This is a genomic window from Nitrosomonas sp. (assembly GCF_022842015.1).
GTDB lineage: Bacteria > Pseudomonadota > Gammaproteobacteria > Burkholderiales > Nitrosomonadaceae > Nitrosomonas.
Window position 1 is genome coordinate 20,636 of sequence record NZ_JALHQJ010000016.1, and the last position, 23,837, is coordinate 44,472.

Here is a 23,837-nt window from a genome sequence, read left to right on the forward strand (position 1 = left end):
AATGTTAGGCCCCTCAATAATAAGGATAGAACATGAAGATTAAAAATGCATTTAGTCTGAAGAAATCAATCACTACAATTTTGTTTCTTGTAATCACACTTTTAATTTCACAATTCGCTCTGGCTGCGACGCATAACATTGCGCTTACGGCCGAAACATTACCTAACGGACAGATAGCGTATGCACTGGCAGGAAACGAAGCAGTCATACCTGGACCAACTTTGTTCGTAAGGAAAGGTGATACAGTTAATGTGTCATTAACAAATAACACCAGCATCAAAATTGGGTTTAGGGTGCCTGATCTTGCGCGATCAGGCTCTGGTAGGATTCAACCCGGGAAAACAAAAAATTACAAGATTAAGGCTAGCAAAACGGGCAGCTTCGTTTATCACGGTGATAGTGATGGCAAAGAACTACTGGGTCTGTTTGGCGCAATCATTGTGGATAAAGCACATGGGCCTGTCGACAGTTATGTGAATGCAGATGGAAGCATAATTCCTGTCACATCAGCAGATATCGATAAACAATTTGTTCTATTCATGGTGGGTTCAACTTTCTGGGGAACCGAAATCTCCGGAGATGGTATGCAACAAAAACCCCTCTGGGCGAATCCTAATCCTGGCGCCGTTGAGAACGACATTATACGCTTTCACATCTTATCGATTGGGCCTGGACATACCTTTCACTTACATGCGCATCGATGGTTAAAAACAGGTACCAGCGAAGTGATTGATACCAAATTACTCGAAGAAAAAACCGATACCCATTCCTTTACCGTCAAAGCAGGCACCGGTGTCGGCACCGGGAGCTGGCAATATCATTGCCACTTAATTGCACATATGGAAGCCGGCATGCACGGTAGTTTCAGAGTTGACCCAATCGGCGGTGACGGGGCCAGTGAAGTCGGCGCATCACCTTATGGTCGAATTTTACTCGGGCCAAAGGATGAGCCAGGCTTGGTAACATTCGAAATAACTGATGAACCAGCCAGTTGGTTTAGAAGCGCACGTGGAGATGCACTCGTGGGACTGGGTCTGGGTATTAAAACTAAATCATTGGAAGTTATTGCTCCGGGTAGCAGCGTTAATTTTATCATGTCGGACACCAATGCCGTGCACACCATCAGTTCTTTGTTATGGCCTACGGGAGCGCATCATATGCCTTTCAATCAAACCGATGCTTACCGGGGAGGCGGAATCCTCAGATTAGATACGCCGGGCCTGTATGTATTTACTTGTAAGGTTCACCCCTATATGTTTGGTGCAGTGATTGTTGATGATCCTGAAACTACGCACGCGGAAGGAATACTTGGTCTTGCACTTGACTTAGGTGATAAAGCTTCGGATTTTAAAATCGATCTCGTGACTGGAATTAAAGGATTACCCACCAATAGCGATTTAGCCATTCGGTTATTGCGAACATTCTTTGTCGCTACTGCACCAGATAACTGGCAAGACTATTCATCCGGGAGTTGGAATGTCAAATTTCCTGATCTTTCAGTCGTGATCTCGGGAGCCCCATTCAGTAAGGAATTAACCGATGGAGGCGTTGCTGCTCCTTTAAGCATCTTGGATATCAGCGGTGAACTTCTTCCAACGCCAATTCCACCAACAGAACACGGTGTCGGTGAAGTATGGATTAATACACAGTTTGAGAAAACTGCAAGCAAATACAAACCAGGTACCATTACCGTGGTTGATGCAACTGATTGGACGGTTAAACGCAAGATTGGGCTACCTGAGATTGATATGAATAATCCACATAATATGTGGCCTAACCGAGATCAGTCAATCATTTATCAGACCCAGTGGTTTGATAACAAATTAACCATGATCAAGCGTAAGAACGGTCAATTGATCAAAAACATTCGAGTGGGATATGCACCTTCTCATGTTATGACATTACCTACGAACGATGACGCAACGATTGCTATCAATGGTGAAAACAGCATTGCAGTTATTCCTGCTGGGACTACGCATGTTACCAAAATGATGCCAACACAAGGACGCGGACATACCTCTGCAAATCCTCATGGGCATTGGGTCAGTGCAGATGGATCCAGAATCGTAACCCCCAACATCAATACGGGTGATATCGGAATTTATGCTGCCGATGGCGACATACACGCCAGAACCGTAACAGGTCAAGGTGCTCCCGGTGCACATCCAATCGCAATCGGTATGATGCCGGATTCCAGCAAAATTTATGCAACCAACCTTCTGCACCATTCATTAAGCGTACTGAATGGCAATACCGGAGAGCTGATCAAAACTGTTAATCTCATTGCCGATTACGACCCGATTGACGGTAGTTTTTCTGATAATGATGGGAATGGAGAAATTGCAGTCGGCGTATTACCCATCCAAACACCCGTTTCTCCCGATGGCAAAGCAGTTGTAATCGCCGCAACAGGCGGACAAATTGTTATCGTAGATACCGCTACCGATAGCATCGTTAAAATGCTCCCCTGCGATCCCGGTTGTCACGGTGCAAACTTTGGTGCCAAACAGGGTGGTGGATATTATGCCTACGTTACAAGCAAATTTTCCAATCGTCTGATCGTGGTAGATACTGATCCGAATGGCGATGGCAATCTGAGCGACGCGGCAATTGTAGGAACGATTTCTCTGGTTTCCAGAGAAGATACAGTTAGTGATGACGCGATAAGTCATCTGCCAGGATTTGGTGGTCAGGGAGTGCTTCCGATTCCCAATGTGTACAACGGTTGGGTACAAAATCTGCCAGAAAATTGGAAAGCTGGCTTAACTGCCGCACAAAGAAATCCGATCGGAGACTAATATCAATACAGCTACCAGGATGGAACTGGTAGCTGTATTTTTTGAGCACTCTCGCCTTATGTTACAAACAGGCAGCGCTTCAGTTTCCTCCAGCGAACAAGAAATTGCAGAAACATCGGCATCTTTTTAAAAAGCAACGTCCATTCATCACTCGAAGTAATCATTTCGTTTTTCGATTTACACATGAAGCGAAATGTGGTTAAGCAAACCTGAAAGTAAATTCAAATCGACCAATCGAGTTGCCGCAAAACCAAAACACACCAGCGATACCCTGATCGATTTCTTGGTCGCATAAAACGTAAAACTCAGACTCGACATACAATGCGAATTTTGCAAAGGTCTCAGCCTTTAAAAATAAATGCTAACCCACAGATAAACAAGCACCGAGGCAGGAAATCCGGTCAAAAGAGAAATTGCGGGTGCATGAGCTAGTCAATCATGCATTTGATTGATACCTCTATCAAGCCCGATAGCCCCATCATCGGGCAAAGATGACTACCAGATTAAGCCCAGAATAGCACCTTACAAACCTAGCTGCCAATGGAAACCATTAGATAAAAAACAGGGTTTCCCCAATATACTCATTGCATTAAGGGCAGTTATTATTACAGTCATCAATTTATCACTGAAGGAACTGATCATGAAAGCACAAAAATTCTTAGCATTAATCTCTGTTTTGACATTTAGCTTAACTATTTCGTCAGTATTCGCAGTAGAAGGTATTGACGACAACAACCATGCCGCATTGGCGCAATATTATGAAAGTGTTGCCAAGGAAGCCGAAACAAAATTACAAAAGAATATAGCAGCACTTGAAGATTACGAAGCACATCCTTATTACTATGGTAGACGAGGACAGGATTTTAAATCACACACCACCGCGAATATTCGCGAATACGAAGCAGTGTTGGCAGAAAGTCTGAATAGTGCAGACCTGCATAAGAAAATAGCAATGGATCAAGATAATCCAGCAGTCAACAAGGCGCGACTTAATCTTAATCAAGACGCATCAGCAATTAGATAATTTAGCCACAACTCGATTGGATCTGTAATAGATTCAGCTGGGAGCTAACAGCCGTCGGGCGACCGATGGCTGTTTTTTATTTCCGATAGCGATTTTCTCCATCACTATAATAGTGAAAATATTTTGACCTCCTCGCCGACATTTGGTTATCACGTATCCCCCGAAACCAAACATTTGGTCACAAATCAAATATTGACCTGAATTCTGCTCGAGTCGGTATGGCCGAACATTCAGTAACATATCATAAAAAAACCTAGTACCTACATTGCTTCAATCTCATGAAACATGATTGACGCACCTCCCCCACTCCGGCATGATGAAAATCCTTTGATACACAGCATCTGTTGCAGATTTTATGACCATTACTCCCAATCGCGAGTGGGCTTTGATTGCTGGTCCGTTGCTTGCAATCGCTATGTTTTTTGCCATGTCTCAGTTTGGTTGGGGAGAATACGCCTGCTGGACCGGAGCTGTGGCCATTCTGTGCGTGATTTGGTGGATTTTTGAGCCGATCCCGATTCCTGCAACATCCATGATTCCGTTAGCGGTTTTCCCGCTCCTTGGCGTATTACCCCAGGAAAAAATAGCCATGGCGTATGGCAACGAGCTCATTCTATTGATGCTCGGCGGATTCATTTTGTCGGCAGCAATGGAACGTTCCGGTGCACATCGGCGGATTGCGCTCGGGATGGTCAATCTGGTCGGTGGAACCAGTAGCCGCCGCATTGTACTGGGATTTATGGTGGCCTCTGCCGTATTAAGTATGTGGATATCGAATACTGCAACGACGTTAATGATGTTACCGATTGCACTGGCGGTCATTACACAGAGTCCGGATAAGAAGCTAGCCATACCCTTGCTATTAGCGATTGCCTACGGCAGCAATATCGGTGGCCTGGGAACGCCCATCGGTACACCACCGAACTTGGTCTTCATTCAACAGTATGAAAATTTCACCGGAATAGCGGTGAGTTTCTCACAGTGGATGAGTTGGGGACTACCCGTGGTGGTTATCTTTATCCCCATTGCCGGGCTATGGCTCACGCGCAAATTGGATTATCGCGGCGTATTGGTAATTCCTCCGGCGGGTGACTGGCGCCCCGAAGAACGCCGCGTACTAATTATTTTTGGTTTGACTGCCTTAGCGTGGATTACGCGCCTTGAACCATTCGGCGGTTGGAGTACTTGGTTTGACCTCAAAGGCGCGAATGATGCGATTGTTGCATTAGTTGCTGTGGTGATTTTGTTTTTGGTGCCTAACGGTCGCGGCAGCAAGTTGCTCGACTGGGAAACCGCAGAGAAAGTACCCTGGGGCATTCTCATCCTGTTTGCCGCAGGTATTTCCATTGCTCAAGCCTTTGTCGAATCTGGACTATCCCGTGCAATCGGCGATCAATTGGCGGTTCTCGCCAGCTTGCACCCACTGGTAATCATTGCCGTCATCACACTGAGCGTGACTTTTCTAACCGAAGCCACCAGTAACACCGCAACCACGATATTGTTGATGCCAATCCTGGCACCCGCTGCGCTGGCGGCAGACATTGAGCCAAGCCTGCTGATGGTGCCCGCTGCGATGAGCGCAAGTTGCGCCTTTATGCTGCCGGTTGCCACCGCACCAAACGCCATCGTCTTTGGAAGTGGTCACATCTCTATTGCCAATATGGTCAGAGAGGGGGCGGCATTGAATTTTATCGGTGCTATGGTGATTACGCTGGTGTGTTATTTTTTGGTTGCATAACAAATTCTAAGTTTGAATGAATGACGCGGATAATCGTTGAGCTTAAAAGACTAACAAAGTCAAAAATAGCCTTCAGATAACACCCACGCTTTCCATCCGGACAAGCATAGAAGTGTGAAGAACGCGGCTAATAAATCGTCGAACATGACGCCAAACCCACCTTTTATGTGGCGATCGTAATAACGAATGGGCTGGGGCTTGACGATATCAAACAGACGAAACAAAGCGAACGCAGCCAATTGCCAGGCCCAGTGATCCGGGGTGAAATATAATACCAAGAGAAATGCCACAGTTTCATCCCACACCATGCCGCTATGATCAGGTTCTCTCAGTGCTTTGCCAGTTAGACCACATGCCCAAATGCCTATAATAAAAAGGATATCAATCAGCAACAAAAAATAAAAAGGGCTCAGATAATGATTAAACAATGAGAATAACGGAAAAGCAACCAATGTTCCCACCGTTCCTGGTGCAATAGGGCTTAATCCGGCTCCACCCGAGAATGCGATCATATAGGCAGGATGGCTGTAGAGAAAATCCACATTCGGTCGAAATGGCGGGGGTGAACCACTGGATGGGCTGTGGATATCAGATTCTGAAATGGTCATATCCTTGAGTTTCCAAAGTCATTGTGTTTCCCTGCGCATCTTTCACAATTAAACCTTCGCCGGAATAAACCTTGCCGATGCGGGTGAGCGAGAGGGTCAACTCGGTGGCAAGCGTTTCAATCTTCCGGCGATTTATTTTCGGCGCCGTAAAACATAACTCATAATCATCGCCACCAGCCAACAAGCAACTCATTGCTACTTGTTGCTGGCGGTATTTCTTCAATACTGGGGAGCATGGTATATCGCTCAGATTAATCCAAGCTGCTTTTCCGGAAGCAGTCAAAATGTGCCCCAAATCGGCCATTAATCCATCCGAGATATCGACGGCACTATGCGCTAGGCCAATCAAACGCTGACCAAGCTCCACTCTAGCAGTCGGCGTCAGTAGCGCTGGCAAGCATTGCTCAATCTCAACGGGATGCAAAGTGAATTGCCGCAATTCATGTTGCAGTGCCAAGGCCGCATCACCTATTTGACCGGAGACCCAAATGTCATCGTCCAGCTTGGCGCCACTTCGACGTAATGCTTTACCTGCTGCAACCTCACCGATAATTTGTATCCCGATATTCAACGCCCCGGCGGTAGTGTCTCCTCCGATCAACTCGATTTGGTGTAAATCAGCCAGTGCAAAGAAACCACCACTGAATTTAGATAGCCAAGCAGTATTTTGATTTACCAGGTCATTCGGTAATGTTAGAGTCAATAATGCCCAGCGCGGTTTAGCGCCCATTGCGGCCATATCGGACAAATTAACTGCCAAGGATTTATGCCCGAGCTTGTAAGGATCAACTTCAGGAAAGAAATGTTTACCACACACCAATGTATCCGTTGAAATAGCTAATTCGATCCCTGTTGTTGCTGCAATCAGTGCTGCGTCATCACCGATTCCCAGTACTACACCAGTTGTAGACCGCTGGAAATAACGACGGATAATATCAAATTCTGAATGCATGCTGGAAAACTATACGCGATTCTTAGTCGCCTTTTGCGCTTGAATTTCAACGCTACGCAATCGAGCAGCTAGTTTATCCAGTACGCCATTTACGTATTTGTGTCCGTCACTACCCCCATAGGTTCTGGCTAATTCAATCGCTTCATTAAGAATGGCACGATAAGGGATTTCCGGATGATGACTTAACTCGAACGTACTCAATAATAAAATTGCAAACTCTACTGGACTCAGCTCATTGAGGGGTCGATCCAAGCAAGGTTGGATGATTTTTTCCAATTCATCCACGCTTTGCAATGCACCCTGCAACACATGGGTAAAATGTTTTTCGTCGACATGCTTGAATTCGTCAGACTCGCGCAACTGCTGTTCGATAAAACTCGTTGTACCGCCCGCAGTCCGCCATTGATAGATGCCCTGCAATATAAATTCACGCGCGATCCGACGACGGCTTTTATACTTCTCCGTTTTTTTGTCTGTGGGAGAGCTTGTGTCAAGAAGTGTACCGTTCATATCTCGAACTCATCAATTCTAATATGCAAATTGGCCACTTCCAGCGCAACTTGGGCTGCTTCCATGCCTTTAGTGCTCATCCGTGCAATCGCCTGATCTTCATTATCGGTCGTCAATATGCCATTAGCGATAGGAATTTCAACTTCGAGCTGCACCATAAGCAAGCCACGCGCGGATTCGTTGGCAACTACTTCGAAATGATAGGTATCGCCGCGTATCACCGCACCCAGTGCGATCATCGCATCAAATTGATCGGACATAGCCATTCTTTTCATCGTGAGTGGAATTTCTAATGCACCCGGTACCGTTACGATGAGAATATTCGAATCCTGCATACCCTTTTTTTTCAGCTCTGCGGTACAAGCACTCAACAGCCCTTCACCAATATCAATATTAAAACGGCTCATGACAATACCCACGCGTAAATCTGATCCATCCAGATTCGGTTCAAATTCAAGAATATTGTCATAATACGGCATACTAGACTCCTGTTTATTTAGCACAAAAATTGATCAATACAAATATAAAATTATTGCCCTTGTGTCTCAACATAACTCGTCACTTCCAATCCAAATCCTGTCACACTTGGCATTTTTCTTGGGGCTGCCATTAAACGCATTTTTCCTACACTAAGATCTTTAAGTATTTGGGCACCAATACCATGATCGCGTAAATCTGTCTTAATCGCGTTGGGGAAATGGGGTTCCTGCAACTGGATGCGTTCGATCAGTTTGGCTGAACTTTCTTTTCGATGCAACAGTACGATAACACCACACCCTGCCTCAGCAATCAATTTCATCGCAGCATGAATACTCCAGGAATGCGCACTGTCATTAATATCCAATAAATCAATTACCGACAATGGTTCATGCACACGTACCAATGTTTCGGTTGCGGGATTTATTTTACCTTTGACCAATGCCAAATGGGTCATATGCGTTATCTCATCACGGTAGGCCGCTAACTGAAATTCGCCATGCAGAGTTTGGATGACGCGCTCAGCAACACGGGTAACCAGGCTTTCGGTTTGATTACGGTATTCGATTAAATCCGAGATTGCACCAATTTTAAGTTGATGTTTATGCGCAAACGTTATGAGATCAGGCAACCGCGCCATACTGCCATCTTCTTTTAGAATTTCGCAAATTACCGAAGCCGCAGTCAAACCCGCCATCCTGGCTAAGTCGCAACCCGCCTCGGTGTGCCCGGCACGCATCAGTACCCCACCTTTCTGGGCCATCAGCGGAAAAATATGCCCGGGTTGTACAATGTCTTCTGGCTTCGCATCTTTTTTAACTGCAGCTTGAATGGTGTGTGCACGATCCGCCGCCGAAATGCCCGTAGTGACACCACTGGCGGATTCAATGGAAAGTGTAAAATTGGTACCCAGCGGCGCACGATTAGAAGATACCATTAAAGGTAGATCTAATTGATGACATCTTTCTTCGGTCAAGGTTAGGCAAATCAACCCACGGCCATGGGTAGCCATAAAATTGATGGCTTCCGGTGTTACAAAATCAGCAGCAAGAACCAAGTCGCCTTCATTCTCGCGATCTTCCTCATCAATAAGGATGACCATTTTACCCAGCTTCAAATCGGCAACGATCTCCTGAACCGCACTGATACTCATATTTATTTCTTCCGAATTACGTTAGATATTTAACAACTTTGCCACATAGCGCGCCAACATATCAGTTTCCAAATTTACACGTATTTCCGGCGCCAGCTCATTTAAAGTGGTCATCGCTAAAGTATGCGGAATAAGATTGATAGAAAACTCATTACCTTCAACTTGATTAATTGTCAGGCTAACTCCATTCACTGTGATCGAGCCTTTATGTGCCAAGTATCGCAATATTGAATCTGGCGCCCGAATGATCAACTCATAACTCTCCCCAGCGGGTTCAAATTTAATTACGATACCAATTCCATCCACATGACCACTAACCAAGTGGCCACCCAATCGGTCCGACAAGCGCAAAGCTTTTTCCAAATTGACGCGTATACCGGTCTGATTAAGTCCTTGAGTACAGTTTAGTGTTTCTTGCGAAACATTCACAGTGAATTTATTAACAGTCAATGAAGTAACCGTGAGACAAACACCGTTCACAGCAATACTATCACCGACATTCACATCGCTCAGATCCAACTCTCCAGTAAAAATACTTAAGGATAGCCCATTATTGCTATGATCCATATTGGGTTGAGTCTGAGTTATTTCACCCACTGCCTGTATGATTCCGGTAAACATCTCGCTACGTATTAATTCTGAATGGCAAAAAGAGGTATCAAGGACTGTGAATCAATGTTCATTCAACAAACAGTTTGCTAGAGCTGTTGCAAGTATACCTTGCTAAAATCGCAATTACTTATCTCTAGGAAACTTTTACTTGAAGCTAAATTATGATTGAAGCAAACCTCGGTTCTCAATGAATCAATGTAATTTGAAATCACCAGGTTCGGTGGAATATCATCTCTCCCTACTCGTGAGATGCAAAAATCTGATCGCATACTTTTTATTATGCTTGCAACCAATAAAAAGACCGTGCAGGACAAATTAAGCTCTCATCTGTCACATGCAGGGTTTCTCCGCTTACTAAATCTTTGATTAACTCGTGCTGAAAAAAACCCATATGTTGGAGCGGGGATAGCTTTAAAGGTTGCGGCTCATCATCAAAATTTCCAACCACCAGAACTCGTGGGCTGTTATTGATTTGATCAAATCGTGAAAACACAAAAAGATGGGGATTGTCTACGTTCAATAATTCGCGATTGTTTCTATCTGCAAAAGCTGGTACTTCCTTGCGCACAGCAATCATTTTCTTTACCGCACAAAAAATGCTGTATTCGACTGTTCCTGGCTGTGTTCTTAACATTGCTCTGTTCCAGTCCATTTTGGGGCGGTGTGCCCAACGATTATCCGTGCTCTTTGATTCATCATTAAGATAAGAATCATCATTGAGCGTTCCGATGGCATCCCCATAATAAAGCATCGGAATTCCGCCAAACGAAAGGATCATTCCGTGTAAAAGTAGAATAATCTTAATAGCCATATTCGTAGCATTAACGTCATTATTTTCCAGCGCGTGCTTAAGTCCTGCGAGCGAAGCGAGCGATCCCGAAATACGTGCATCGCCCGTCTCCAAATTTCTTCCAAAAGCAAGTCCGGCTGCCAGAGACCCTTCAAAGTTTCCAGTAAAATAATCAACCAGAAAACGTCGATGCGATAATGGTTCATATCCAGCAGAAACGATGTCGGAATCGCTAAACCCCAAGCCAATATCATCATGGCTACGTGCGTAATTGAGCCAAGTTGCTCGTTCAAGTTTCTGAGGAATATTCTGTATACCGATATTAAGCAGTATGGCCTTTTTTGTCGCTACAGCATCCCACAGCAGCGCCATATAAGTAGCATTGTAGGCAATCTCACACTCTTTCGCATTGATAGCATCTTCGCCAAAATACTTAATAATCTCGGTGGGCGAGACAATAGCTTCTGCAATAAACAACACGCCTGGGGCAGTAACTTGACAACAATCTTTCATTAGCTGCAAAATCAGATGAGCTTCACGCTCATTCTGGCAAGAACTACCTATTTTTTTCCAGAGAAATGCTACCGCATCAAGCCGTAGAATATCGGCGCCACGGTTAGCCCAAAACAAAAGAATGTCCAGCATTTCTATGAGTACTGACGGATTCTGATAATTTAAATCCCATTGATAGTGATTAAATACAGTCATCACCCATTTACCCATCTTTTCATCCCAAGTGAAGTTGCCCGGCGCAGTTTCCGGGAATACTTCCGGCATTGACTCTTCATAGATGTCAGGGATTGATCGATCATCAAAGGTGAAGTAGTAATCCTGATAGGTTTTATCACCTTCACGCGCTTTTTCAGCCCATTCATGCTGATCAGAAGTATGATTAACCACCACATCCAGCACTAACAACATGTCGCGCTTTTTCATGCTATCAACTAGTTTATCAAAATCCTTAAAGGTGCCGAATCGACTATCAATCTTGCGATAGTCTCTAACAGCATAGCCGCCATCGCTCTTGCCTTCAGGGCAATCACAAATAGGCATAATGTGTACCAAGTTAACACCTAATTCTTGCAGGTAACTTAATCTGGGTAGCATACCCTGCAGATTGTCGGCATATCCATCGCAATACAGTGCCATACCCACCCATTTCTGGCTTAGAAACCAATTGTGATCTTTTTCACGCTCCAAGTCTGTTTTCTTGAGATGGCTGGGTCTAGTAGCGTATTGGCGCATAAGTGTTTCTACCAGATTCCGCATCTGTTCTTTGAAATCTGGCCGATTCCCATAAAGCGTATTGAATAGCGAATAAATCGCATAGAAATTTGCGCCTAATCGCGTATAAAAGAGTTGCAGATTCTGTGGCTTTGATTTTTGCCTCAACTCAACCAAAATATCATTAAGCAATGAGTGCGAAATCTGTTCATACATGATTTTATATACCTAGAATTTTCAGCTATCCGTAGACCGCCAGCCGTAATGCGCCAGCCCTTCAAGAATGCCATCCGCGTGATGGCCCTGAGCAAAATATATTCGTTCCATACCGCGCAACTGCTCAAGTTCCGCACCATAGTTGCCAACCACTATACCCAGCGTATCACCCAGCAACATTTCCTTATCGTTACCTGAATCACCCGCGACCAAAAAATTTTCCAGAGGCAATCCCCACTTGTAAGCCAAATAGCGGATAGCATGCCCTTTGGAAGCACGTACTGGCAACACATCCAAAAATTCCTCATGCGAGTATATAAGCCGCGCGTGTAAATGATGTTCCTGCAGTAACTGGCAAAGATCATGCAAAGATGGCATCTGCTCTGGCGCCACGTTATAACTCAGCTTAAATTTACGTTGATTCTCGACAGGTTGAAGTGTCAACCCAGGAATATCGGACAATACTTGTTCCAGCGCCTCCCGTCGCCACAAGTGCGCGATACGATTTGCCCAGCCAATATCCGGTTGAAGCTTATAACTATAATTAATTTCACTTCCAACCGAGGTGATTAATACATTGGGGATTGGAACCCGCGCATTCTTGAGTACACTTACCGCGCTTTCCAGAGAGCGTCCAGTAGCAATACCGAAGACTATCGATCCTGTGTGATTTTTTAACCAGTCGACTAGTTGCAGCAATCCCTTTCTATTGCCTATCAAAGTGTTGTCTATATCGCTGATCAGCGCCTTACGCGCCAACGGCATCGGCGATTTACCATCTTGCATCGTGAACGCAATCTGACGGCGCATACGTTTGCGATCGCGGCGCAGCAACTTGCGCACCTCTTTCACATACTTACTGACGTGAGCATCCCAACTATAATGGCGGCGTGTTCCTGCGACACCATTCTTTGCCCACAATCGCCATTGCTGTTTATCCGACAGCACGCTGTCGAGTGCAGAAGCGATAGCGGCTGGATCAAGAGGATCTACCAGTAACCCGTTACAGCAATTGGCCACAATGTCCTGAGGCCCGCCGTCTTCCGTGGCCACAAAAGGCAGGCCGCTAGCGGCTGCTTCAATTAGGGTCAAGCCGAAAGGCTCGGTTAATGCCGGATTGACAAATACGCCGCGACGACGTGCAGCAAGTCGATACAACTCTGGAATGTCTTCAGCGCCGTGATGCTTAGGTATCGCAACCTTACCCCATATGTCATAGTGATCAATGTCCAGCAACAGCTCCCTCAGTACTTTTTGCGATGCCTCATCAAGTTCTCGTATATCGTCGCGATTGCCTGCGACGATGACCAGATTGGCCTTCTCTTGTAATGCTGGACTACTTCCGTAAGCATTGATCAATCCTTTCAGATTTTTATGAATGGCAGGACGACAGATTGCAAGTATCATCGGCTTGACAGGATCAGAAAGAAATTTATCCACCATATGAACGACATTGGAATTGATTTTCCTACGCCCCGGTGGTGAGAAACGAGCAATATCGGTACCCGGAGGGATCACGACAAAACGACCACTTACGTGATTGTGATACATACCGTACTGCTCGGTAACTTCCTGTCGGGTGCTAGTGATCACCATCGCAACGTTAACTAATAAATCCTCTTCTACCGTAATGCGGCGCTCAAAATTGAATTGACGATCAATAGCTTGTTTCTTACGGCCACTCGCCAGCAAGTGTAATTGTTTGGGACGTCCTAATGAGTGACCCGTGTGTACCTGAGGTATGCCAAGAAGCTGCGATAGCTGTTGACCTACGTATCCGGCATCCGCGTAATGTGTATGGATCAGATCCGGCAACCGGCCTTGTTGACGCAAAAAATGCAAGCTGCGATCCGCCAACTGATCAAGATGAGGCCACAGCAGTTCCTTGCGTACATAGTGCGATGGACCGAAAGGCAAGCGCAGAATACGCGCGCCATTACCAATATCTTCAACGGGTTGGGAATAATCTGACGACAGCGCAGGATCTTCTATCAATCGCGTCAACAAATCCACTTGTCCGACCTCGCGATGGCGGGCCAATGCACGCATCAGCTCCACTACATAGGTAATTTGCCCACCTGTGTCGGCATCACGCCCCAACTCCATATTATTTCCTCTGATCAATCCATGCGTACTGATCATCAAAATATACAAGGGATTCTCACTCTTTATCGAGTCCATCGTTATGTCTTCCAATCTGCAATAAACGGTCCATAAAAATCAGAAGAATCAGGAATAGCTCCTCGTATTTCGCACAAAGCAGCGGCAAAAGCGTTTGCGCGCGATAAGGTAAGCATGATAGGCCACCCGCGCAACAACCCAAGTATATACACAGAAGCAAAACCATCCCCGGCACCGACTGTATCCACCACAGGACGCGAAGACACCAATCCATTTATATTTGTCACTTTATTATCTTTGCCGAGTTGCCAGGCACCGTCTTCACCACAGGTGACCAACATGCTATCCAGATCAAAGTGTTTTATCAGCGCTGCTGCTTTTTGGACTCGATTTATGCCAGGTGGCCGGAAAAGTAGCGCCAATACATCCAGCTCTTCCTGATTTATTTTAACCAGGTCTGCGTGTATCAAGGAGTGCTTTATGGTGTGCGTGTCATACCAAGGTTTACGTAAATTGATATCCAGTAAGCGTGGCGCCTTGTTACTGTCAAACAAAGTTACCAGAGCATGAGCTGATATTGAGCTGCGCTGAGCCAAGGTACCAAAGTAAATTAATTGCGGGCACATGGCCGAAGAAATCCTGTGCGACATACCTGCATGGATGAAGTCATAAGCCTGTTCTGGCAAAATTTCAAAGCGATGTCCACGCCCTTCCATATGAACCATTACTTGCCCGGTGGGATGCAAATTATCACGCTGTATACCACAATCATCCATATTGGCATCTTTGATCTGAGCAAGTAGTTCGCAACCCAGTTCGTCATTTCCGATACGCGATATTAATACCGGATGCAGCCCAAATGCTTGCAAGTGACGTGCAACATTAAACGGAGCACCTCCAAACACTTTTCGGTCATCGAATATATCTACCAGAACTTCTCCGAATAATATTATCGTTTCTGATTTAATAGATGCCATGGATACCAACTACTCTTTTGGTTTAATTACATAGCGAAATCTTGAGGCTCACTTCACTTCAGAGCAAGATAACTCATAATGCAGCTGCTTCAAGCGGTACAGCTTTTGAGCCTACTTAAAAATAGCATTTTGTGTGGCACAGAAATTGCCAAAGAACGTCTCTTACACCTTACCATACCCAATACATAAATAGGAAATCATCAATCGATCAATAACTACCATGGGTTGCCAAGCTCAAGAAGTGACTCTAATTTCACCAGAGTCTCCTCTGTATTAACTCGACTACTCAATGCCACATAGATACTAGTGAAACTAAGCTTAAGGCCTGTTTTAGTTTAACTAAAGAGCTAATTAAGATTAAGCAGAGAAATAACTAGCAGTACATTTGCGCTTAAAAGCAAACACTTATGTTAGTAGTTTTTGACGGATTTTGGCGCGCCCAACACGATTCGAACGTGCGACCCCCGCCTTCGGAGGGCGGTACTCTATCCAGCTGAGCTATGGGCGCTCTGATAAACAAACTAGTTAATGTTTGCCGAGCGACAGAATAACTGCTTTTATTATTCCCGTCCAACCGGGATTGTTCAGGGTGTGACAATCAGATTGTAATATTAGCGCTAAATTAATGTGTTTCTCCAATCTAATTACTCAGATTGCTTTGTCTCAACCTCAGCAGAAGCAGGAAAAATTTTAACAGTTTTTACAGTTCTATTTTTGGTTTGAACAACCTCAATTGGATAACCAGCAATATTGAGACCCGTGCCCGCCTCGGGGATATCCTCAAAATATTCTAGAATTAATCCGTTTAGAGTTTTCGGCCCATCTAGCGGAAACTGAAAATCAAGTTTGCGATTTAATTCTCGCAGCAATGTTCTTCCTTCGACAAGGATACTGCCATCTTCCTGTTTCAAAAAAATACTGGTTTGGGTAGGTGCTTGAGTAGTAAACTCACCAATAATTTCTTCCATAATATCTTCCAGTGTAACCAACCCCATCCATTCCCCATATTCATCAACGACCAATCCAACCCTTTTCTGGTTTTCCTGAAATAGCTGGAGTTGCGAAAATAATGAAGTGCCAGAAGGAATAAAATAAGGTTTACGCATGACTTTCTCCAATGTGGATGCCGTGATTTTTCCTCCTTGCATCTGATTCAAAACCTTACGCACGTGCACAAGACCAACTATGTTATCCATACGCTCACGGTAAATTGGCAGACGGGTGTGGTGACAAGTTAGCAATTGTGCGTGAATAACCTCATCGTCAGCATTGAGATCAATTGCTTCAACTTGATTCCGTGGAACAATGACATCGTCAACCGTAATTTCTTCAAGATCAAACAGATTTAACAACATGCTTTGGTGCTTATGCTGTATGAAGTGCCCTCCTTCCAACACCAACATCTTAAGTTCTTCCGTACTTATTTTTTGCTCAAGTTCTACGCTCTGGGGCTTCAATCGAAATAGGACTAATAATCCACTCACAAACAAGTTAACAAACCACACAATAGGGTAACAAATAATCAGCAGGGGCGTCAGCACATAACTTGCTGCCAAAGCGATGCGCTCAGGATAAGCAGCAGCAATCACTTTCGGAGTGATCTCGCTAAACACGAGAATGGCAAAGGTTACCGCTATTGTTCCCATAAGCAACGCAAACTCATCTTGCACAAAAAGCGTGGCAACAATGACTGCCACCAGCGTAGCAGAAGCAGTATTCAGCAAGTTGTTTCCGAGTAATATGACACCCAACAGTCGATCTGTTTTTTCAAGTAATTTTACCGTTAATCGGGCACCACGATGGCCTTGCTTGGCTAGATGCCTTAATCGATAGCGGTTAATTGCCATCATACTGGTTTCAGATAACGAGAAAAAACCTGACACAATTAACAGAATCGCCAATGCAATCAGCATGATGTGCAACGGCATATCTTCCAAGGAGCACCTCTACTTGATGTAATGAATTGATAGTAATTTTAAACAAACTTTCGTTATTTTGAATTTAAACGAATATTTGTCAATAAGGAAACAACCAGTTGGGCAAATTAATAATCGTATCGCATCAGCGATGGTAGTTCCAGCACCATTATTCTGTTAAATTCAAAAATTTTTAACAGAAACTAAAGATTGCAGAAGGTTATTTCAAATGTCACATCGCCTTCATAAACTCTATTTTTTTGTACTGATTGTGTCGGAATAAAGCGAATGTTTAGTGCATATTTGTTGGCGCTGATTTCGGGCACACAGGGAAGCTGATCGCTTATGTTAATTCTTAGCATCTGCGCTGAGTATTCTGAGCCATTATGCTGAAAAACGCCTTGATTCGCAACAACCCTCAGAGTTCTCCCACTCTTTCGTAATAGTAGCAAGACAATTTTGAATGCGTTACGTATAGGTTGAAATGGAGACAACCATTCATTAAGATCCTCATGCCGATGTACAGGATCTAAATTGAGCCAATAATGATAGGATGGCAAATCAAACACACAACAACCGCCAGGTATTCCAATTCGCTGTTTAATCGCCATCAGCCAGTCATTTCCACGCAGGTGTTCGCCAACTTTTCCGGGAAAATCCAGCATTTCCCTAAAAGTGACTTTTATGTCATTTAGGACGCTATCAAGCGCTTCCTCAGAAACATCTGGATTTTTTCGCAACATTTCGAGTATCAGTTTTTGCCGTTCCAGTTCTTGCAATAAATCTGATTTAATATCTGCACGATTGGTGATTTCTAGTACTTCAAATAAAGCCATGAGCGAAGCATGATGTTCATAAGCACTCTCTTTAGTTGAAAAAAAATCAATTCTATTAAACAGGTCTTCAAGTCGTAGGAGGGTGCGTATACGCTCACTAAGCGGGTGTTCATAACAAATCACGGTAACTATGCGTCCACAACAAGGGTTAGAAATATTAGGTCTTGCCCGAGAAGGATTATTTCACAAAAGAAGCAAGTTTCACAGTTAAATTCTTGACCACTATGTTGCAACATATTGTTTATTATGACAAAGACAGATATTTCCTGTGTAGTTGAACTACCTGTGCTTTTAGATATGCAAGATCTTGGCTGTTGTCAATCACATCGTCCGCTTTTTGTAAGCGATCCTTTCGTGATACCTGCGTTGCAATGATCGCTTTTACTTGATGTTCAGTCAGCTTGCTACGTTCCATCGTACGTAATATTTGTTGTTGCTCTTCACAATCAACAACTAAGCTGCGTTGAACCACTTTGTCGTAATCATCCGTTTCAAATAAAAGCGGGATGACGACTATGATATAGGGTGATCGAGTTTTTTTGACTTGCTGCAGAGTTTCCGCAAGAATGAGTGGATGAAGAATTTTTTCCAATGTAATTCTTTGATTAATATCAGAGAAAATTGAATCTCTCATCTTTTTCCTATCTAGAGAACCATCTGCAGCCATCATGGTGTCTCCAAAAGAATTTTTAATTGAGCTCATTGCCAAACCGTGAGGCTTAGTAAGCATCCTAGCAATTACATCAGTATCAATAACATCAGCACCCAAATCCCCAAAACATTGACTAGCGCTTGATTTCCCACAACCAATTCCTCCAGTTAGTCCTACAATAAAGGTCATTGATTAGAACAATCCAAAGTAGGCATGATTAAGCTTTTCTCCCCAGAATAATGCGATAAGCGCTCCGCCAACTAGATAAGGACCAAATGGGATAGGAATATTCTTATTGAGTTTTGCTGCTATGATCAACCCAACACCTACGGTGGTAGCAACCAGTGAAGAGAAAAGCATTACCAGCGGTAGCATACTCCAGCCCAACCAGGCACCAATTGCGGATAGTAATTTAAAATCACCAAATCCTATCCCTTCTTTCCCGGTTATCAATTTAAAACACCAATAAATTGACCACAAGGAAAAATAGCCTACTGCAGCACCAATAACTGCTGATTGAATATCGGTAAAACCATTATTAATATTAACCAATAACCCCAACCATAATAACGGTAAAGTTATATCATCCGGCAATAGTTGCGTATTGAGATCAATCACCGCCAAGGTAATGAGCGCCCATACAAAGACCAATGCCGCGATTGTTGTCAAACCGTACCCAAAATGCCAGGCAACTATGCCACTCATTAAGGCTGTTAACGCTTCTACAATAGGGTAACGAGAAGAAATGTGCACGTTGCACTGGGAGCAACGACCGCGTAAAAATAGATAGCTAACCAGTGGAATGTTTTCCCATAGGCTCAGCTTGTGTCCGCAATGAACACAAGCTGAGCGCGGGGTAACAAGATTAAAATTTGGTAATGTTTCGTTTGCTTGACCCTGTAACTCAGCACATTGCTGCAGCCAACTTCTTTTAAGCATCTCGGGCAGTCGATAAATCACGACATTCAAAAAGCTACCTATCATCAAACCAAGAAGCATGATCAAGGAGATAAAAAAAGCAGGTGAATCTTGCAGCATGGTGAGTAAGGTCATGGTTGTTTTGTATAAACTGAATTATCTAAGATCGCGCTAACTAACAACCATGCCCATCTTAAAGATAGGCAAATACATTGCGACTACCATGCCACCAATAAGTGTTCCAAGAACAACCATGATCATAGGCTCCATTAAGCTTGAAAGTGCGGCAACAGCATCGTCAACTTCCGCTTCATAGAAATCGGCTATTTTACCGAGCATAGAATCCAGCGACCCTGCTTCTTCACCAATAGCTACCATTTGAATAACCATGTTTGGAAATACATTGCTGTTAGCCATAGATGACATTAGGCTATTACCTGTGCTAACTTCAAGCTGTATATTCTTTGTAGCCTCATAATAGATATAATTTCCAGCAGCACCTGCGACGGAATCTAATGATTCTACCAAAGGAACACCTGCCGCAAACATCGTTGAAAGCGTGCGCGACCAACGCGCAATAGTAGCTTTACGAATTACTTCTCCGAAAACAGGAATCTTAAGTGCAACACGATCAATAAATCGCTGCATAGGAATAGATCTTTTCCAGGTATAAAAAAAAGCATAAATCCCCCCCCACACAATCCCAAAGATTGCCCACCAATAGGCGACAAAGAAATCCGAGATCGTCATTACAAAGAGTGTTGGAGCGGGCAAATCGGCACCGAAACCCTCAAATAAATCTTTAAAAGCCGGGATCACAAAAATCATTATTATCGCTGTAATGACAAATGCAACTACAATAATCGAAATAGGATAAAAAAGGGCTGATTTAATTTTTCCCTTGATAGCTTGAATTTTTTCTTTATAAGTAGCCAGGCGATCTAAAATAGTATCAAGAATACCCGCAGCCTCTCCTGCACCAACAAGATTACAATATAAAGCATCGAAATAAAGTGGGTATTTGCGAAATGCATCCGTCAAGTTACTACCAGTTTCAACATCAGCTTTAATATCCATCAACAACTTACTCAAAGCCCTGTTACTATGGCCTTTCCCTATAATCTCAAACGCCTGCAACAGTGGCACACCCGATTTCATCATGGTTGCCAGTTGACGCGTAAATAACGTTATGTCTTTCTCTATGATTCTGCCATTGGATCGCATTTTTTCTATTTTTGTAACTTTGATGCCCTGACGACGCAGGGTGGAAGTTACAACCACAGTTCCTGCTGCGCGCATTTCACCTTTTAGTTGCTTTCCAGACTTATCTTTTCCTTCCCAAGAATAATTAATTTCTTTTATTTTTTTTTCAGCGTTTGCGGTTATGGTAGCCATAATCAGTTCCTTTAAAACTCAGTATATTCTTGATAGTTAAGTATTCTTAACCAGAGTTACAAAAATTCTAATTTTGTTCTTTCTTGGCAACAAAATTAGAAAATTGTTTTTAATTTGTGCGAATTAAACGGCATTGATTGATTATTACTTAGCGCAAACTAAAAATTTGATGATTGATACCAGACTGAGTGCTGATTAATTTACTGATTAGTGATCAATGCTGCTTTAACACCGTCATGGACTGTCGGATAGAGTAAGCTAACGTGTAATTCTTTTTTTATTCTGAAGTTTCTAAGTCGCCTGGATTCCTTCATAAAAGAAAACATACCGGGTGTTATTTGTTCTTGAGCTTGATTTCGAGTGATACGAGGAGGACGTGGCAAAGCAAAATGATCAGCAACTAAGTCAAAATACTCACCCATTTTGAGATGAGAATCGTCACAAGCGTGATAAATTCTATTTGTTTTGGCAAACCGTATAGCAGCAAAAATAATCTGAGCAAGGTCATCTGCATGTATATGATTAGTATAACTATCTTCCACGTCCAATAATGCGGGATGGCCATCTCGCAGACGTTGCAAAGGTAATCTACTAGGTGCATAGATCCCAGGTACGCGCACTATACACGTTGAAATGTGATTACGTTTTCCCCAGTTACGTATTTGCCTTTCAGCAAAGACACGTCGTATAGCTCGATCATTTTCAGGATGAACAGGATGAGTTTCATCAATTAAATCCCCATCGCAATTACCGTAAACCCCGCTGGTACTGATATAGATAAGCCGTTGTGGTAAAATCATCGAATTGATTTTCGTTTGTTTTGTTAGAGCAGACAATAAATGTAGCGTTCTTGTGTCCCGTTTCCCATGATTGGGTGGAGGAACCAAGTGCAATACCAGATGTGCTATTCCCGCGAGCTTCTTAAGACTTTTTGGGCAATCTAAATTACCGTAAATTGGAGTAATGCCATTTTCACGTAACAGATCAGCACGATCTACGCTGCGGTATAAACCGAGGATACGGTAATGTTCTTTTAACAGGGGCACTGTCCGCAAAGCAACATCGCCGCAGCCGATAATTAACAGTTTTCTTTTCATACAATCTATTTATTCTATCTAGAAATAATATTTATTATTTATCTGCTACTCAATGTCGTACCAAATCCTTATTCATCCCAGTGGACATATATTAACAGTAAAACCGGGAGAAACCATTCTCGATGCGGCTCAACGAGAAGGATTCTCACTACCTTACGGCTGTCGTAACGGTTCCTGCGGAATTTGTAAAGGAAAAATCATACAAGGATCGGTAAACTACGGTCGTCATAGTGAAGAAGCCTTGACTGAGGAAGAAAAAAAAGCTGGTAACGCGTTGTTCTGCTGCGCTTCTCCATTGACCGACTTGATCATTGAATGCCAGGAAATCAACGCAATTAAAGATATCGAAATAAAGACCTTGCCTTGTCGCGTACATAAACTGGATCTTGTCGCTCCCGATGTCATGGTTATTTCATTAAAACTTCCTGCCAAGCAGCGGCTACAATTTTTGCCAGGTCAATATATCGACATCTTGCTCAAAGATGGAAAACGCCGGAGCTTTTCTTTGGCAAATGCGCCTCATAATGATGAATTTCTGCAATTACATGTACGCAATTACCCTGGAGGTGCATTTACAGAATATGTTTTTAACCAAATGAGGGTTAAAGATATTGTTCGATTTATCGGACCGCTTGGATCGTTCTTTCTGCGCGATGCACCCGAACGTACTGCAATTATTTTTCTAGCGAGTGGAACAGGATTTGCGCCAGTAAAAAGTATTCTTGAACACGTTTTATATCAAGAAAAAAACCGAAGTAGCAAAAGAAAAATGGTTCTCTACTGGGGTGCACGTACAAAAGCCGATTTATATTTAGCTGAATTAGCTAGCAGCTGGCAGCAACAGCATGAAAACTTCACCTTTGTACCTGTATTATCCGAACCTCTGTCAACTGATAACTGGACAGGGAAAACAGGATTAGTTCATGAGGCCGTGATGCAGGATTTCGAGAATCTGGAAAAATATCAAGTATACGCATGTGGCATCCCTACTATGATAAAAGCAGCGTACCATGACTTTACCCTTTATTGTAAGCTACCTAAAAATGCTTTTTTCTCAGATGTATTCACACCCTCGACAAACAATCCTTCAATAACTAAGGAATCTGAGTCCATATAAAGCAAAGCCAATGAGTAGCTAGCTGAAGTCACGACAATGAGGTTAAAACGAAACAAATTTAAGTTCTTTTAGCACTACACTTCCATCTGTCCTTGCTTTTGCAGTCCCCATTGGAAATCCCCAACGGCCTAGTTAATAAGCCGTTTAGGAATAATTCGGGCCCTTTATTTAATGATTCATAGCCAATTCATGTTTACCCAGCTTCTCGTTTAGTTGTGCTAATGCAAAATGTGCTTTATAACTTGGTTCAACCGATAAGCTAGCTTCTAAATAGTTTTGCGCTTTACCCCAAAGCTCACAATGAGTGCAGAGTTTACCAAGTGTCAACAACAATTGTGCATTGTTAGGTCGTGATTTCAGCCAAACTTCTGCGCATTCAATCTGCCTATTGACATGAGAACCCAAGCATTCCGCATAAAGTTCAATTAAGTTGTTATCCCATGTGATCGGAACATTTTGTTCAATAATCCGATTTGCTGCTGCGCAGTCTCCTAGAGAACTGTAGGCACGCACTGCAGCTGCACAAAGTTTACTATCCATCTTTTCCATTAGCGGTATGTGCAGCCAATATTGATTCAAGGACTGCAAATCGGTTGCTTTGCTTCTAATATTTTCTATTTGCGCATCGTGTCTTAACTGCTTTATGTGTGTTTTATTAGCCGATTGACGTTTCGCCAGCACTTCAGTTAACTCCAATACTGCATCC

The 23,837-nt window shown here is 43.5% G+C and carries 20 protein-coding genes and 1 tRNA gene; 4 read left to right on the forward strand and 17 right to left on the reverse strand.

Going from position 1 to position 23,837, the window contains the following annotated elements; translation table 11 throughout:
- Positions 1–32 precede the first annotated feature (32 nt).
- From Q0C11_RS04530 to Q0C11_RS04540, 3 genes are all read left to right on the forward strand, one after another.
- Positions 33–2,798, forward strand: a complete 2,766-nt coding sequence (locus Q0C11_RS04530; protein ID WP_293006142.1) for a multicopper oxidase domain-containing protein — start codon at positions 33–35, stop codon at positions 2,796–2,798.
- A gap of 640 nt (positions 2,799–3,438) precedes the next feature.
- Positions 3,439–3,822 carry a hypothetical protein gene (locus Q0C11_RS04535; protein WP_293006144.1) on the forward strand — a complete coding sequence of 128 codons (384 nt, stop codon included), beginning with the start codon at positions 3,439–3,441 and terminating at the stop codon, positions 3,820–3,822.
- A gap of 355 nt (positions 3,823–4,177) precedes the next feature.
- Positions 4,178–5,560 (forward strand): SLC13 family permease, encoded by a 1,383-nt coding sequence (locus Q0C11_RS04540; protein ID WP_293006146.1) that lies wholly within the window; start codon positions 4,178–4,180, stop codon positions 5,558–5,560.
- A 59-nt stretch (positions 5,561–5,619) separates the two neighbouring features.
- On the opposite strand, the gene Q0C11_RS04545 is transcribed toward Q0C11_RS04540, so the two are convergent.
- From Q0C11_RS04545 to Q0C11_RS04620, 16 genes are all read right to left on the reverse strand, one after another.
- Entirely contained in the window at positions 5,620–6,168 is a 549-nt protein-coding gene (locus Q0C11_RS04545; protein ID WP_293006148.1) for a phosphatidylglycerophosphatase A, read from the reverse strand.
- On the reverse strand, positions 6,149–7,120 hold the full coding sequence (gene thiL, locus Q0C11_RS04550; protein WP_293006150.1) for a thiamine-phosphate kinase: 972 nt from the start codon (positions 7,118–7,120) through the stop codon (positions 6,149–6,151). Before thiL ends, Q0C11_RS04545 begins: the two co-directional genes overlap by 20 nt.
- Positions 7,121–7,129: 9 nt before the next feature.
- Positions 7,130–7,630 (reverse strand): transcription antitermination factor NusB, encoded by a 501-nt coding sequence (gene nusB / locus Q0C11_RS04555; protein WP_293006152.1) that lies wholly within the window; start codon positions 7,628–7,630, stop codon positions 7,130–7,132.
- The gene (gene ribH / locus Q0C11_RS04560; RefSeq protein WP_293006154.1) at positions 7,627–8,109 is read right to left on the reverse strand and encodes a 6,7-dimethyl-8-ribityllumazine synthase; all 483 of its coding nucleotides are present in this window, start codon (positions 8,107–8,109) and stop codon (positions 7,627–7,629) included. Before ribH ends, nusB begins: the two co-directional genes overlap by 4 nt.
- 50 nt (positions 8,110–8,159) lie before the next feature.
- Entirely contained in the window at positions 8,160–9,260 is a 1,101-nt protein-coding gene (ribBA, locus tag Q0C11_RS04565) for a bifunctional 3,4-dihydroxy-2-butanone-4-phosphate synthase/GTP cyclohydrolase II (RefSeq protein ID WP_293006156.1), read from the reverse strand.
- A gap of 21 nt (positions 9,261–9,281) precedes the next feature.
- Positions 9,282–9,881, reverse strand: coding sequence for a riboflavin synthase (locus Q0C11_RS04570; protein ID WP_293006158.1), 600 nt, complete (start codon positions 9,879–9,881; stop codon positions 9,282–9,284).
- A 268-nt stretch (positions 9,882–10,149) separates the two neighbouring features.
- Positions 10,150–12,102, reverse strand: coding sequence for an amylosucrase (locus tag Q0C11_RS04575; protein ID WP_293006160.1), 1,953 nt, complete (start codon positions 12,100–12,102; stop codon positions 10,150–10,152).
- Between the two features lie 21 nt (positions 12,103–12,123).
- Positions 12,124–14,283 carry an HAD-IIB family hydrolase gene (locus Q0C11_RS04580; protein WP_293006162.1) on the reverse strand — a complete coding sequence of 720 codons (2,160 nt, stop codon included), beginning with the start codon at positions 14,281–14,283 and terminating at the stop codon, positions 12,124–12,126.
- Positions 14,284–14,285: 2 nt separating this feature from the next.
- On the reverse strand, positions 14,286–15,200 hold the full coding sequence (locus Q0C11_RS04585) for a carbohydrate kinase (protein ID WP_293006164.1): 915 nt from the start codon (positions 15,198–15,200) through the stop codon (positions 14,286–14,288).
- A 431-nt stretch (positions 15,201–15,631) separates the two neighbouring features.
- Positions 15,632–15,708: transfer RNA gene (locus tag Q0C11_RS04590), tRNA-Arg, on the reverse strand.
- Positions 15,709–15,844: 136 nt separating this feature from the next.
- Entirely contained in the window at positions 15,845–17,128 is a 1,284-nt protein-coding gene (locus Q0C11_RS04595) for an HlyC/CorC family transporter (protein ID WP_293006166.1), read from the reverse strand.
- Positions 17,129–17,319: 191 nt separating this feature from the next.
- Positions 17,320–18,075, reverse strand: a complete 756-nt coding sequence (gene zapD / locus Q0C11_RS04600; RefSeq protein WP_293006168.1) for a cell division protein ZapD — start codon at positions 18,073–18,075, stop codon at positions 17,320–17,322.
- 121 nt (positions 18,076–18,196) lie between these two features.
- A complete protein-coding gene (coaE, locus tag Q0C11_RS04605; RefSeq protein ID WP_293006170.1) occupies positions 18,197–18,793 on the reverse strand; it encodes a dephospho-CoA kinase in 597 nt (198 codons plus the stop codon).
- Positions 18,794–18,796: 3 nt separating this feature from the next.
- On the reverse strand, positions 18,797–19,657 hold the full coding sequence (locus Q0C11_RS04610; RefSeq protein ID WP_293006172.1) for an A24 family peptidase: 861 nt from the start codon (positions 19,655–19,657) through the stop codon (positions 18,797–18,799).
- Positions 19,658–19,693: 36 nt separating this feature from the next.
- On the reverse strand, positions 19,694–20,917 hold the full coding sequence (locus Q0C11_RS04615) for a type II secretion system F family protein (protein ID WP_293006174.1): 1,224 nt from the start codon (positions 20,915–20,917) through the stop codon (positions 19,694–19,696).
- A 200-nt stretch (positions 20,918–21,117) separates the two neighbouring features.
- A complete protein-coding gene (locus Q0C11_RS04620; protein ID WP_293006176.1) occupies positions 21,118–22,014 on the reverse strand; it encodes an SDR family oxidoreductase in 897 nt (298 codons plus the stop codon).
- Positions 22,015–22,066: 52 nt separating this feature from the next.
- Here Q0C11_RS04620 and Q0C11_RS04625 point away from each other — a divergent pair, with 52 nt between their 5' ends.
- On the forward strand, positions 22,067–23,131 hold the full coding sequence (locus Q0C11_RS04625) for a CDP-6-deoxy-delta-3,4-glucoseen reductase (RefSeq protein ID WP_293006178.1): 1,065 nt from the start codon (positions 22,067–22,069) through the stop codon (positions 23,129–23,131).
- Positions 23,132–23,299: 168 nt separating this feature from the next.
- On the opposite strand, the gene Q0C11_RS04630 is transcribed toward Q0C11_RS04625, so the two are convergent.
- Positions 23,300–23,837: heme biosynthesis protein HemY (locus tag Q0C11_RS04630; RefSeq protein ID WP_367273732.1), on the reverse strand; the 538-nt coding region annotated here is incomplete at its 5' end.